Source organism: Halovenus marina (assembly GCF_051414115.1).
In the GTDB taxonomy this organism is placed as follows: domain Archaea; phylum Halobacteriota; class Halobacteria; order Halobacteriales; family Haloarculaceae; genus Halovenus; species Halovenus marina.
This window is the reverse complement of record NZ_JBLKNZ010000002.1, coordinates 107,034-120,158: the sequence shown is the minus strand read 5'-3', so window position 1 is coordinate 120,158 and position 13,125 is coordinate 107,034. Positions and strand designations below refer to the sequence as shown.

14 protein-coding genes are annotated in these 13,125 nt (G+C 50.4%); 5 read left to right on the top strand and 9 right to left on the bottom strand.

Features of this window, described 5'->3' with window-relative positions; all coding sequences use genetic code 11:
- Position 1 precedes the first annotated feature (1 nt).
- Both ACMGFL_RS15740 and ACMGFL_RS15735 read right to left on the bottom strand, forming a co-directional pair.
- Positions 2-718 (bottom strand): ABC transporter ATP-binding protein, encoded by a 717-nt coding sequence (locus ACMGFL_RS15740; protein WP_436936542.1) that lies wholly within the window; start codon positions 716-718, stop codon positions 2-4.
- Entirely contained in the window at positions 715-1,395 is a 681-nt protein-coding gene (locus ACMGFL_RS15735) for an ABC transporter ATP-binding protein (RefSeq protein ID WP_436936541.1), read from the bottom strand. Before ACMGFL_RS15735 ends, ACMGFL_RS15740 begins: the two co-directional genes overlap by 4 nt.
- A 306-nt stretch (positions 1,396-1,701) precedes the next feature.
- Between ACMGFL_RS15735 and ACMGFL_RS15730 the strand changes: the two genes are divergently transcribed.
- Together ACMGFL_RS15730 and ACMGFL_RS15725 are read left to right on the top strand one after the other, a co-directional pair.
- Positions 1,702-2,892 carry an ABC transporter substrate-binding protein gene (locus ACMGFL_RS15730; RefSeq protein WP_436936540.1) on the top strand — a complete coding sequence of 397 codons (1,191 nt, stop codon included), beginning with the start codon at positions 1,702-1,704 and terminating at the stop codon, positions 2,890-2,892.
- A 206-nt stretch (positions 2,893-3,098) separates the two neighbouring features.
- On the top strand, positions 3,099-4,529 hold the full coding sequence (locus ACMGFL_RS15725) for an aldehyde dehydrogenase family protein (protein ID WP_436936539.1): 1,431 nt from the start codon (positions 3,099-3,101) through the stop codon (positions 4,527-4,529).
- Positions 4,530-4,847: 318 nt separating this feature from the next.
- On the opposite strand, the gene ACMGFL_RS15720 is transcribed toward ACMGFL_RS15725, so the two are convergent.
- The 3 genes from ACMGFL_RS15720 to ACMGFL_RS15710 form a co-directional block, all read right to left on the bottom strand.
- Positions 4,848-5,537: a DUF3050 domain-containing protein gene (locus tag ACMGFL_RS15720; RefSeq protein WP_436936538.1), complete on the bottom strand. Its 690-nt coding sequence runs from the start codon at positions 5,535-5,537 to the stop codon at positions 4,848-4,850.
- Positions 5,538-5,759: 222 nt separating this feature from the next.
- Positions 5,760-6,023 carry a HalOD1 output domain-containing protein gene (locus ACMGFL_RS15715; RefSeq protein WP_436936537.1) on the bottom strand — a complete coding sequence of 88 codons (264 nt, stop codon included), beginning with the start codon at positions 6,021-6,023 and terminating at the stop codon, positions 5,760-5,762.
- A 55-nt stretch (positions 6,024-6,078) separates the two neighbouring features.
- The gene (locus ACMGFL_RS15710) at positions 6,079-6,726 is read right to left on the bottom strand and encodes a hypothetical protein (RefSeq protein WP_436936536.1); all 648 of its coding nucleotides are present in this window, start codon (positions 6,724-6,726) and stop codon (positions 6,079-6,081) included.
- Between the two features lie 144 nt (positions 6,727-6,870).
- Between ACMGFL_RS15710 and ACMGFL_RS15705 the strand changes: the two genes are divergently transcribed.
- Positions 6,871-7,869 carry a Cdc6/Cdc18 family protein gene (locus ACMGFL_RS15705; RefSeq protein ID WP_436936535.1) on the top strand — a complete coding sequence of 333 codons (999 nt, stop codon included), beginning with the start codon at positions 6,871-6,873 and terminating at the stop codon, positions 7,867-7,869.
- Between the two features lie 252 nt (positions 7,870-8,121).
- Positions 8,122-8,451, top strand: coding sequence for a hypothetical protein (locus tag ACMGFL_RS15700; protein ID WP_436936534.1), 330 nt, complete (start codon positions 8,122-8,124; stop codon positions 8,449-8,451).
- A gap of 229 nt (positions 8,452-8,680) precedes the next feature.
- On the opposite strand, the gene ACMGFL_RS15695 is transcribed toward ACMGFL_RS15700, so the two are convergent.
- Complete coding sequence (locus ACMGFL_RS15695) at positions 8,681-9,925, bottom strand: RNA-guided endonuclease InsQ/TnpB family protein (RefSeq protein ID WP_436936533.1); 1,245 nt, start codon at positions 9,923-9,925, stop codon at positions 8,681-8,683.
- Between the two features lie 230 nt (positions 9,926-10,155).
- Complete coding sequence (locus tag ACMGFL_RS15940; protein WP_495849334.1) at positions 10,156-10,344, bottom strand: glycine zipper domain-containing protein; 189 nt, start codon at positions 10,342-10,344, stop codon at positions 10,156-10,158.
- A 340-nt stretch (positions 10,345-10,684) separates the two neighbouring features.
- On the opposite strand from ACMGFL_RS15940, the gene ACMGFL_RS15690 reads away from it, so the two are divergent.
- Positions 10,685-10,969, top strand: a complete 285-nt coding sequence (locus tag ACMGFL_RS15690; protein WP_436936532.1) for a hypothetical protein — start codon at positions 10,685-10,687, stop codon at positions 10,967-10,969.
- A gap of 131 nt (positions 10,970-11,100) precedes the next feature.
- Here the strand turns inward: ACMGFL_RS15690 and ACMGFL_RS15685 are convergent, their stop codons facing one another.
- Entirely contained in the window at positions 11,101-11,385 is a 285-nt protein-coding gene (locus ACMGFL_RS15685) for a DUF3006 domain-containing protein (RefSeq protein WP_436936531.1), read from the bottom strand.
- Complete coding sequence (locus tag ACMGFL_RS15680; RefSeq protein WP_436936530.1) at positions 11,382-12,800, bottom strand: lamin tail domain-containing protein; 1,419 nt, start codon at positions 12,798-12,800, stop codon at positions 11,382-11,384. Before ACMGFL_RS15680 ends, ACMGFL_RS15685 begins: the two co-directional genes overlap by 4 nt.
- Positions 12,801-13,125 lie beyond the last annotated feature (325 nt).

The window sequence follows — 13,125 nt, the reverse complement described above, 5'->3', positions numbered from 1 at the left end:
ATCAGCTCCCTCCTCCGAGGTACTTCTCAATTACTGCATCATCATTCAGGAGCCTATCTGCGGAACCCTTGAGGGTGATTTCCCCATTCTCCAGTAACGAACCTCGATCCGCAATCTTGAGAGCGTCTTTGGCGCGCTGTTCAACGAGAATAACGGATACTCCTTCGTTGTTTATTTCCATGATCTGATCGAAGACCTCGGGGATGAGCTTCGGTGCCAGACCAAGTGAGGGTTCATCCAGCAGTAGTACGTCTGGATCAGACATGAGACTCCGCCCAATCGTGAGCATCTGTGCTTCTCCTCCACTGAGAGTTCCTGCATCCTGTTCTTGACGCTCATCCAACCGAGGAAACAGATTGTAGACTCGTTTCAATCTCTCGTCACGCTTCCCATCGCGTTTTGTGTATGCACCGAGGAGCAGATTTTCGCGGACGGACATATCCCGGAAGAGGTGTCGTTCCTCCGGGACGAGCGTAAGTCCCATAGAGACTCGATCGGATGGTGATTGGCTGGTGATTTCTGTTCCATTAAATTCAATCGTTCCAGCGGAGGGAGTCAAGACTCCAATAATCGTGTTCATTAGTGTTGTCTTTCCTGCACCGTTTGGCCCGATGATCGAGAGAATTTCACCACTATTGAGCGCTATTGACAGGTTTTTTATCACCTTGATCTCGCCATATCCTGCCTCTAAGTCTGAACATCGTAGGAGTTCTGTCATCCAACATATGCCTCCTTGACGGAGCCAGTATCCAGGACTGTTTCTGGACTACCAGATGCTAACAATTCTCCCTGGTTTATCGCGATGAGTCGGTCTGAAACCTTCCGCATGACGCGGAGATCATGCTCAACAATAAAGAAATCAATACTGTATCGGTCATGGAGATCATGGATAACATCAATCATTTCATTCTTATCCGAAGCATTCAGCCCTGCCATAATTTCGTCGAGAAGCAGAAGATCCGGTTCTGTCATCAGTGCTCGGGCGATATCCAGATATTTACGCTCCATCAGCTGAAGTGTATCTGGGTTGCTATCACGTCGCTCATCAAGGTCAAAGGTTTCAAGAATGTTATCAATAGAGTATGTTGGAGAGTCCTCTTTGGTTCCGAACCGCTGCGCTAACTGGAGATTTCTTTCTACAGTGAGTTGTTGGAATGGTTGCGGTGTTTGAAAAGTTCGTCCGATACCATGATGACAGATCTCATGGCCAGATCGGCCGGTGATATCTGTCTCCCCAAACATAACTTGACCCTCATCCGGGGGCATACCGGTAATAACGTTGAAAAGTGTGGTTTTGCCTGCACCGTTTGGCCCGATTAGTCCTGTTATCTCCTCTTTTTGTACCTTAATCGAAAGTTTCCAGAGAGCGGTGATACCTCCGAATGTCTTGGTCAATTCGTTAGTATGTAGTAGCATAATTTTGAGTGCAAGTCATGGTAGGGACATCGCTATAGTCTGATCTTTTCCGACACAGTTACGAGAAAACCACGTCGTCGATGATCGGCTGCTTTGAATGCTATTCAATACCATGGTATGAGTGAACCATCGATGGTGGAAAAAAGGTTTCTATTATCTATACTTATTTATCACTTTTATGTCAATAAACGATACTCACACTTTCAAGCTGCATGAACTTCTGAGACCACAGAAACAGCCGTGATAACACCCATCTTTATATGGGTGACTGTGTTTAGCAATACCATGGTTGATGGTAATAGACAGGCTGTTGATAGTATTGACCGTCGAACAACTATAAAGATTGTCGGTGCAGCGAGTACAGCCGCTCTCACAGGACTTGCAGGATGTAGCGCTATTGGTGGTGGCGAATCAGATTGGGAGCGCTCTATTGGCGTAACGACATCACTAACGGGGCCAGTCTCAGAATGGGGCCAGCAAATAGATGAGATCTCAGGTACCTCAGAACAGATAATTAATGAAGAAATGGATCCAGACCTTTCGGGTATCTCTGTAGATGATACCGCTGGATCGATAGAAGAGGCCCGTAGCCTCATACAAGGGCTCATCGAAGATGGGGTTCCGGCGTTGACGGGAACACTGAATAGTCATGTTGTGCTTGGAATTAAGGAACGTATTGAAGATGAAGGAGTTCCACATATCGCACCGGTCGCAGGTGCACCCGAGATTACGGATGAGAACTCTGAGTACTCCTTCCGCTTGGTGGGAAGTAATGAACAAGTGAGTATCGGGGCACTACAGTTCCTCGAATCTAAAGATATATCTAATTTGGCTGTACTGACAGGTGACTACGCATATGGTCGTTCCGTGGCTAATGCTCTGCAAGAGCATGCTTCTGATTATGGTATTACAATCGATGATACGTTCTTAGTCCCCCATCCTGAAAACGACAATTTCCAGCCAGAATTGAATCAGATTGATACCGATACAACTGAGGCATTATTCTTCCCGTATCCCTCTGGGAGCGGTGTGTCGCTCATTAATCAGGCTCACGAACTCGGATTACCGGACGAATTGCTAATGATGGGAGACCTGTTCTATGCAAGCACTGGTCTGAGGCCAGCCCTAGGAGAGAACCTGGAAAATGTTTACCACTGGGGTGCAGACCTCTCCACTCCACTATCTCAACGCCTTCAAGAGTCCATCGATGGTACGCTTAGCGCACCTCATGTTATTGGCTTCGACTGTAACTATGCACTCGCTAGTGCGATGAACGAGGCAGATTCATTAGAGCCATCTGAGATTGCCTCTGCTCTCCGTGATTTGAACTTGGACGGCGCAAATGGCTTCAATATAAACTTTGGCGAACACGGGCATAACGAAGGTTTTCAAATGGTTGTCAATAACTGGGTTATGGAGGATGGGGAACTCCAAAGCCAGAATGAGTTTATCAGCGATCCAATCCCCTCACAATAGTCTGTACAACCATAAAATGCTGACTTGATTCAACCCCCTTGCTCAATTGATATTCGCTGAGACTGTGGTACTGAACGGCAATTTTCTATAGCAGTCACGTGACGATATTTCTGAAATTGCACGGGATGAAGATAGAATCTCAGAAAGGAAGAGATCAACGAGAATTGCGGCACAGGTTATATGGTGGCGCTTGAATATTGTTTCCTATGGACACACCGCTTGATCACTACGGTTCATTCATTAATGGCGAGTTCACTGACATCGGAATTGGAGAGATCGATGTCACCAATCCAGGGACTGGCGAAACTACCACTTCCCTCACCGAAGCTGGGCGCCCAGGTGTTGTTGCCGCAGTCAAGTCAGCCGAATCTGCTGCAGAGGACTGGGCTGACGTTGATCCTGCCGAGCGGGGAGAACTTCTCCGTTCAGTAGCTGAAATACTTCGAGAAAACAACGAACGTCTAGCGAAGTTGAAAACAGTAGAAAATGGGGCACCACACTCAGATGCGTTGCAACTTGTAGAGGGTGCCGCGAAATACTTTGAGTACTACGCTGGTTTGACCGACAAGATCGAAGGTGAAACCATTCCAGTTCCGGGGAATCGGTTAGACTACACACAGCGAGAGCCACTTGGTGTAACTGGCCACATTATTCCTTGGAACGCCCCATTAACACTCTGCGCACGGAGTATTGCACCAGCATTAGCCTGTGGAAACACCGTCGTTGCCAAACCGTCACCCCTTGCACCAATTACGGTTCTTGAAGCAGCTCGGTACGCCTCGATGGCTGGAATTCCGGACGGCGTATTTAATGTCGTCCCTGGTGAAGGCCAGCGAACCGGGGAACCACTCACCGAAGATAATCGAGTCGCTAAATATGTATTCACAGGCTCCGTTGACAGTGGAATCAAAGTGATGAAATCTGCAGCGGAGAATGTCGTTCCGGTCACGGCGGAACTCGGCGGAAAAAATCCTGCTATTGTATTCCAAGACGCTGACGTAGAAAAAGCAGCGGATGACCTCGCGAAGGCATTCTGGCTGGCTGGGCAGGTATGTTTTGCACCAACTAAAATATACATACATGATGATATTTATAGTGAGTTTCAACGAGCACTTATTGAACGGACCGAGGGACTTACCGTTGGTCCCGGCGAGGAAGACCCAGATGTCGGTCCAGTAATCTCAGCGAATGCGGTTGAACGGATCGAGGAATATGTTTCTGAAGCGGTGAAGAGCGGAGCAACCGTTCACACCGGAGGCGAACAAGTTCAGGGGAGTGGCCACTTTTTCGCACCAACGTTGATAGATGGAGTCTCCGACGATGCACCAATCTCTTGTGAAGAGGTGTTCGGACCTGTTGTGGCGACATACCGTTTCGAGAACGAGGCTGAGGCAGTAAAACGGGCGAACGATACCAAATATGGACTATATGGCGTGGTGTGGACAGATAATCTAGCTCGAGCACACCGCGTCGCTGGTGATCTTGAAGCAGGAAGTATCGCGGTCAACGAGTACCCAGCGACGTTTCCACAGGCTCCTTTCGGCGGCTACAAGAAGAGTGGGATAGGCCGAGAGAAAGGCCAGCAAGCAGTCGAACATTTCACTCAAATCAAAAATATCACTATCTCGCTTGAGTAGGGTCAAGTATTCAGAACAAAAGGCGATATTGGCCAAATATTGGACGTCACAGTAGCAGTGACTCTATGGGACTTATTTTTTTAAGTCAGTATCTGACTTGCGTCTCCAACCGTATCGGTGCGATTCAGTGGAAGTGTATATCGTAAGTTGGTCTATTAATTTGGAAATATCAATCTCGAATGATGTAACGTGACCGTCCTCATGTTCTATCTCTGCGATGGATGAAAGATTTTGTATAGAAACTGACTCAATTTGTTCTGGTTGGGCGACCGATATCGTTGTATTTTCGTCAAACTGGAGTTTGTCAGGCATGATTCTTCAGTTGGTTGCTGCCTCAAAACGGGCAGCCATTGCGGCATCGATTTTCTCGAACTTTTCATCAGTGATAGTTTGCATCATCTCTGTCTCATCATCACTACTAAACCGTTCGATGATCTGCCGACCGACGTGAAGGTGATCGCCCTCATCGGCAACGACGTGTTTCATTAATGTGTTTGCAACATTCGGGTACTCTTGTTCAATATATTCCGCGAGGTTCTGAACCATGAATGCTGCCCGAATTTCTGTCGAACACTGGAATCCAGCAGCAATATGGTGGGGTTCGTCGCGGTCGACCATTGTCCGACATGCCTGGATTATCTCCTCGCTTTCTTCATGAGTGGTCAGATCAACATCAACACCGAATTGACTGAGATAGTTTGTGAAAATCTTTGCATGTTTGAATTCATCCTTGATTTGTTTATTGAGACCGACGATCAAATCCCGATCTCGTCCAAACGGTTCTCCCCGTTCGTAGATGAGATATACTTGCTTGTTCGGAGGGAGACACCCTAGGTAGAGTTCTCGCCAGGCGATCGCGGGGAACTCGCTAAGGATCACATCAGTTGGATCGCCAATACTTGATAGAAATTCGTCATTATAGTACGAGTCGACTAATTCACGAGCCCGGTCGCGATTGTCATCGAGGAAATCCGAAGTGAAACCAGTTATTGAATTGGTGGATGCCATGTTATAACATGTGCCACTAGCTGTAATAACAGTTTTCCCTGTATTGTTGACTGTTAATTTGGAAGGCAGATCAAAGCTTCCAACCATAATTCAGCAGTGTTTGTTCAATAGTCAGGACGATTAATACTGGTCAGCTGTAGGGGATGCTGACTATACCCGGAGTATTCAGCACAACGGTTGGGGAGCGATATATTTTCAGAACTAACAAAAATGGCGTATATATCAATCATCGGATTCTGCATATCTCGTTGCAGAAGAACGTTGACTACCGTCATCTAGATGAATATCGCCGTTACTTTGGACAGAGACCTTATGGCCATTATACATGAAGATGACTTCTCCTCCAGACATTTCATTTATGAGTGAATCTAATGCGTCAGGATCGACATCATCATACAAGGGTGGTAACTCCAGAGTGGATGTGTTGGTCGCAGCCGCTACTTTCTGAATGACGCGCTCGGAGATCGGACCTTCGGCTTGTTCCATGGCCCGAATTTGGAGGGGTGTTTATTAATAGTTCGTCAGACATATGTAAAGAATATTAATTAACTGGTTCGAGCGTTCGCATCGAGAAGTGGGATGTCGAACAATATCTCTCGGCCACTTGTGCTAATTCTCGCGTTCGGCGAATATCTGTGAGATTATGTCGCAATAATGGTTCAAACTCACCGTCACGCCAACACACAACAGCCTGCTCGCTGTCATCGAATGGATCCAGTTCAGTGTATTCCCCACCGATTAACTCCTCGTATGTCGTTTCGAGGGTTTCACTAGTGACGTTAAATCGCGATCCAATCACCTCCATCACGTCGATATACGGCCCCTGAAGCGGCCAGTCTAAATCAAGTTCCGGGCAACGAGTCCTGATGAACGGTAAATCAAACCCTCCGTTCCAAGTCTCCCCGTTGTACGCCGCAAATTTGTACTCATCTCCGGAATCTGTCTTCGAGAACCGTCGTTCAGTGAAGGCCCGAAATGCGTCTAATGCCTCACGTTCGGAGCTGTGAGAACTGATATTGACAAACTTGGTGAAATCCGTCTCGATTCGTTTCGAGACAGTCTCAGAATACGTCCGTCCGTCAGTGTTCAGGAACACTCGCGACCCTGCAGGGATGTCTATCCCGATAACTGTGAGTTCATCATCCGGATTGAAGCCTGTTGTTTCGATGTCGATTGCTGCTGTCTTCATACTATCTAGTGGTCGCTGAGAGATGCTTAAGTTCGACCGCCACGCTTCCGGGTTTCCGGGTTTCCATCTTCTCGAAATCTGATACTCGGAAACTCGGAAGGTTGACCCTTCCGTTTATTTGGGTAGCGTTCAGTACCCAACGGTATGATCAAGGACGCGCGGGTGTTACAGGACGACCACCTCCCCCGAGAGATCGTCCACCGCCATAACGAGATTTCGCAGCTTGCTGGCGCCCTAGAGCCTGTCGTCGACGGCGATAAGCCCCAGCATGCACTGCTGACCGGGCCATCTGGAGCCGGGAAATCCTGTATCGCTCGGGCGACACTCGACCGACTCAAAGAACAAGTCTTCGATGTCCATACTGCACACGTCGACTGTTGGCTACACCCCAACGACTTCCGGATTCTATATAAACTGCTAGAGAGTATCGGAACAACATACGACATCCATAGGTCGACGCCAACAGACGAACTCTTGCAGCGACTCGGTGAGATCGAGAAGCCGTACCTGATAGTGTTAGACGAAGCCGACCAACTCGACGACCCTGATCTTCTCCGCAGGTTGTATGCGATACCCCAGGTCACGATGATTCTGATCACCAATCACGAGCGAGACTTGTTTACGCCGCTCGACGAACGTCTCCAGTCGCGACTACGAAGCAGCGAGACAATTACATTCGACAAATACACTCACGACGAACTCGTCGCGATACTCTCCGACCGAGTCTCTTGGGGGTTGGTGGACGGCGCAACGAGTGATCAACAGCTCCACAAAATGGCTAAAGCCTCTCAAGGAAACGCCCGAGACGCGATCAGTATCCTTCGATCGGCGGCTCGTCGAGCCGAACGGGAAGGTGTTGAGGAAATTCGAGAAGAGGATATTGATGAAGCGATTCCAAAGGCCCGGGCAGAGTTGCGAGAAAAAAGCCTTGACCGACTCAACGATCATCAATTAGCGATCTATGAGATATTACGCGAGAACGAGGAGTTGATGCCAAACGAGATCGTGTCACACTACTCCGAACAGGTCCAAGAGCCAAAATCAAAACGCACAGTCAGGAAGTATCTCCGGAAGCTCGAACAGTATAACCTGGTGAAAAGCGAAGGAAAAGGCCCGAGTCGGGTGTATAAATCAGCCAACTAGAATTTTTAGGCTCTGTTGAAATCCTCTGAAGATGATAGAACCTGCGTGCGAGGTACAGAGGATGAGTTTAGCAAACCGACTTCGTATCTTTCATCTACTCTTCGACGAATCAGCCGCTCAGTTTATGTGCGAATTGAGCAAATAGGCCCCGTTCCAATCCTGTTTTCTTGTAAATATTGTTACTCAGTTAATCAAACGTCTAGGTGGGATAAATAGAGAGGGTGTTATCAGTGCACAGACTTATGTAGAAATATGAAGAAAACGTTGGAAGCCATCTCATTTGATGATATGGTCGATGCGTTGGCTAACGTTCAGCGACGAAAACTGTTGATTTCGCTGTTAGAGCACAATCCGCAAGACGAAGCGCCAGTCGTTATTGCTGATTCTGACAGCGAAACAGATGCTGTTGAGCGCCTCATTACGATGCAGCACGTCCACTTACCGAAGTTGGCCGACTATGGGTTTATTGAGTGGAACAAGGAAACCCACGAAGTCATGAAGGGACCAAAATTCGATGAAATCAGGCCACTGCTGGAACTGTTGGACGACCACGAAGACGAACTTCCCGCTGACTGGTTGTAATTCAACTACCCATACTTCGGAATCCTGTATTCAGCAGGACTGATGAAACAAATTATCGGCAGAGAATGTCAACAAGGTCTTTGTAGTCAGTTACACAGCTAGTTTCGTATAGCTGTGAGAGCAGTCTAAAACGGCCGTATCAATTTAGATAGATGGTCAAATGGGACTACAAATCTGTCGGATTATCGTTAGGATTTGAGGAAACGTTATGTTTGAGCTACCCACCCGTTCACGGGTGGGATTCAGCGTGGACTCCCGTTCTAGCCTCATCTGAGGCAAGAGGTTCATACCCTCCATTCACGTTCAACGTCCCGCTGTTCAGGCGCACGCCCAAGGGTGCGCCTCCGTCGTCTCCAGTTTGGTTACGACGGAGATACCGCAATCCGATGTTCTTCGCGGCGTTGTAATCGGCGTGGTTCTCGTAGTCGCACTTCTGGCACTCGAACGACCCACTCTCACGGTTGTCTGGATGGGTAAATCCACAGTGTGAGCATCGACGTGACGTGTTTTCTGGATCAACCTGTTCTACGTTGATACCGTACTCTGCGGCCTTGTACTCGACGTATTCGTAGAGCCGGTTGAATGCCCACTTGTGTCCCCACGACGCGCCAGTACGGTCACGAATGTCAGTCAGGTCTTCGAACGCGATAACTGAACACATGTTGTCACGAGCTTCTGCAACGAGTTCGTTGCTGATGCGGTGGAGTGTCATCTTGAACCGGCCTTCTTCTTTGCGTCCGACAGCCTGCATATTCTCATGTGCCCACCGCGTGCCACACTCTTGTAGGTCGCCACGGCGTTTCTCGTACTCTCGTCGCCAGTGGTCGAACTCGTCGCCAGTCCAGAATGTGCCAGTTGAAGCAACTGCGAGGTTGTTCACGCCGAGGTCAACCCCGAGAACCGTTCCGTTCTCGGTGGTCGCCTGATCCAGCGTGTCGGGCTCCACGTCCTTCTTGCAGTGGATGTGAAGCATCCAGTTGCCGTTCGTATAGTGCAGTTCTGCACCTGTTGTCTCGTACTCGTCGGAAGAGAGGTATTCCGCGTGGGGCGTGTCACGGTTCTCGTCTGGCAGTACGTAGTCGGCTTCGATCCGATCGCTCGTGGTAGCAAGACTCACGTAGTCGTCGTGAAACGTCGCCGTGCGGTGGTCGTAGACGACATGTGGACTGGTGAAGTAGGGTTTCGATGCCTTCTTGCCTTGTTTCCACTTGGCGACGACGCTTTTGCAGGCTTCGGCAGCCTTGTTTCGAGCGGCTTGTACCAGTCCACCGTTGAAGCCATCTGTGGCTTCTCGCACGTCGTCGTAGGTTTCGTCGTCTAGCGTGGTTTTGCTGGTGGTGACGTATTCGCCCTCGAAAGCGTGGTCTGCGACGTACTGCGCCGACCAGAGAAACGTGTCTACGGTGTCTTCGAGGAGTACGGCGTCGTCACTGTCCGCATCAAGTTTAACCGGGACAGTACGCCGCACTTCCATATGTTATAAGCGAGGGTGTAGGTTCAAATACGTTGGGGAGTCGGCCGAGTGTTTGTCGGTGGTTTCCCCCAATAGTTTACGGATTCATCCAACCCCTGAAGGGGTTGGTTTTCTCCTGCTATTCTATAATCTGAATTTTGCCTCGGGAATTCGGCCGCGTGAGTTTCTACTAGTAGGCTCGGCGGGCGTAGAATCGAGAATTTGCGGCGCTGAATTAAGCGTTAAGTAGTCTATTCTCCCGGTTGGTCCCACACCACACCGAGTGCAACTCCGAGGGCCAGTCCAATATTATCTATCGCCACCCCGACCCCGGCACCGAGGGCGAGACCGATGGCAATACCAAGTGCAACTCCGTTCCCAGCTGATTCAGAACCGGGCACGGGTTGTAGTGGGGACGACTGAATGTTAATTTCTACCATTTCATCTGTATTAATCTCGCGCCTTGGGCCTTGTTTAGATGCGTGCAGACCGTTCGCAAACGGCCGCTAGTCGAAAGACAAGATGGGATAAGAGGAACTCTTGGACAGATATTGGCCAACCATAGCCCCTAATCCACCTACTTGGGGAGCGTCTAAACAAGGCTCGCGCCTTGTAATCAGCACTCACTGAATTACCTCCACGATTTCTGTTAGGAACCGCTTGGCCGACTCAGAGCGTGCAATCAGCATTAGTCAGCGATTGGATCCACTCTGTATTTTCTGAAGAGCCCATTACGACCGAGTCGGAACCGTGAAGCAGCTACCAGGAGAGTGACAAACGATGAGTCCGACTGTGCACGAGGTTCGGAGCGCAATTCGCGTGGCGACAGGGCGCTTCGAACGGGAGGTCGATGCGTCGTTCACGAAGGAGGAACTGCAGGCGATTTGTGAGGTGCTTGAGCTTGATATCAACGGGGCGGAGCGACCGTCGACACTGTGGATGCGCCGACTGATTCGGGCGCAGGTTGGCATCGCAGAGTCGCCGGATATGGCGGACGACTCCACGTTCCAGAAGGCCGATCTTCAAGCGATAGCTGCGGAAATCGGGGCGTCGGTTGACCCATAATTGTCACTCACCCAAACAGTGTACCGGCCATGATCCCCGAGTTGTTGACCGCGAATGAGCGGACCTCCGTCTGCCTGACGCGCGCGTGTCTGCAGCAGAGGTCACATCAACCATGAGAGAGTTTGAAATGCTCACTCATCGGTATCCGACGGAGGGCGCTGGGAAAGCCGGTCGAACCGGTTTTGGGCCGACTCCCGCCGTTCCTCAGTTTCGCTCGCTTCATAAGCCGCTGCAACCAACTCTCCATCTCGAATCTCGACGGAAAGAACCGCATCAGCGTGTTGTCCGTCTTCGGGTAATTCCGATGGCTCCACGACCAGTTCGTAGGCATCGGTCCCGTCTTTTTCAATCAACACGCTCGCGAGACCGTCTTCAATCCGATCCACCACTGCTGTATATTCTCCATCGGGAATCATGAGTAGGACTCCGTCATTACACGTTCTCCGTCACCGGCTGTCACAATAACGGTGTCCCCGCCGTTGTTCCAGACGGGACTTCCTGCGCCCCAGTAGAGATCCGTGTCGGTATCTGTCCCGGTCCCAGTTCGCACTGTCACCGTTGCCCCGGGTTCGAGCGTGAATCCGGCTGGGAATGTATAGATTTTCCCAGCTTCATCTTCGACTGTCCAGCCACCGAGCGCAAGCGACTCGTCACCGGTGTTCGCGAACACGATGTACTCGTCGTTGAGATTCTCCCGATCGTCGCCTTCTGCGTCGGCATGGATTGTCTCGATACTCAATTCGCCACTCGTGCTGTCGTCTGCGTCTCCGTCTGTCTCTCCGGCTGTGTCGCTCGAGTCTTCGATTGGACCAGTCCCAATTCGGTTACGCTCGCTGACGGAGCCTTCGTCCCCTGGTGCAATTGACTCGCCATCATAAAGCGATAAGGCGTTTGTTGGGGCTGCCTGCTGCGTCCGAATTGAAATCCCCTCACCGTTTGAGACGAAGACAACATCGCCATGCGTCGCCGTCCAGTAGGTTTCGATCGAGCGGTCTGCAAGCTTCTGCAGCACTTCATCGTGGGGATGGCCATACTGTGAGTCGTACGCACTCGAAATGACTGCGACCCGTGGGTCAACCGCGTCCAGTAACTCGCCACTGCTGGAACTGCTGCTGCCGTGGTGACCAGCCTTGTACACGGTCGAATTGAGGGCGGAGCCGTATTCCTCGACGAGGTACCCTTCCTGATTCTCCTCAGCATCGCCGGTATACAGGAAACTCGTCTGCCCGTACTCGAACTGAAGAACGATGCTGTTCTCATTTCGGTCTTCGCCATTAAGATAGGGGTCCGGCGGACCGAGCACCTCGACATCGACATCTTCGAATGGAATCGAATCACCTTCCCTGGTTTCATACAGCGTCACGTCGTATTGCTCGACTGCATCCAGGTACTCTCCGTAGGTGTTCGTACTGGCCGCGATCCCGGGGTCGTAGACTGCACCGACGCCGTCACCCTCTGTTTCGAGATACTCGATCACAGCAGCATTACCGCCGATGTGGTCGGCATCGTTGTGTGTGGTTACTAAGTAGTCGACCTGGTCGATATCGTGCTGCTGGAGATACGAAATGACGTGCTCCCCGTCGTCATTAAAGTGGCCGGTGTCGATCAACATCGTTTCACCTGTCGGGCCGACAACGAGGGTGCCGGCAGATTGCCCGACGTTGATATTGTGAACGGCTAATGTCCCATTCGCCTCGAACTCACTGGGAGTATCTGTCTCTGTGTCGACAGCAGGTGCCCCATCCCCAGTATCATCTGCCACCATGGAACAGCCAGCGAAGAGAATCATGGCGACCAGCACAATAACTGGGAGCAACTGTGAACGCTCCATAACTCATGCAGGACATCAGGATGTATAGATGCAGCGGGGCCGTCTAGCCAGCAACATTTCCACGCCAGTTGACGCTGATAGGCCTGCGCGACTGAATTGAACCCCTGATTGATTGAGGATCGATAGGGTAGTACGATGGACTCCATCTATCGATCAACATGAGTATATTCACCCGCAGGGTTCTCTCTCATAATGACTGACCCCTCCCGTTGTGCCGAGTGTGGCGACCCGATCTTTCGTGATCGTGAGTACTTCACGGTTGAGGCAGCCATCCAGGCCGACTATTCCGAGACAGAAAAGTACCAGTTCCACGCGGAGTGCTGGT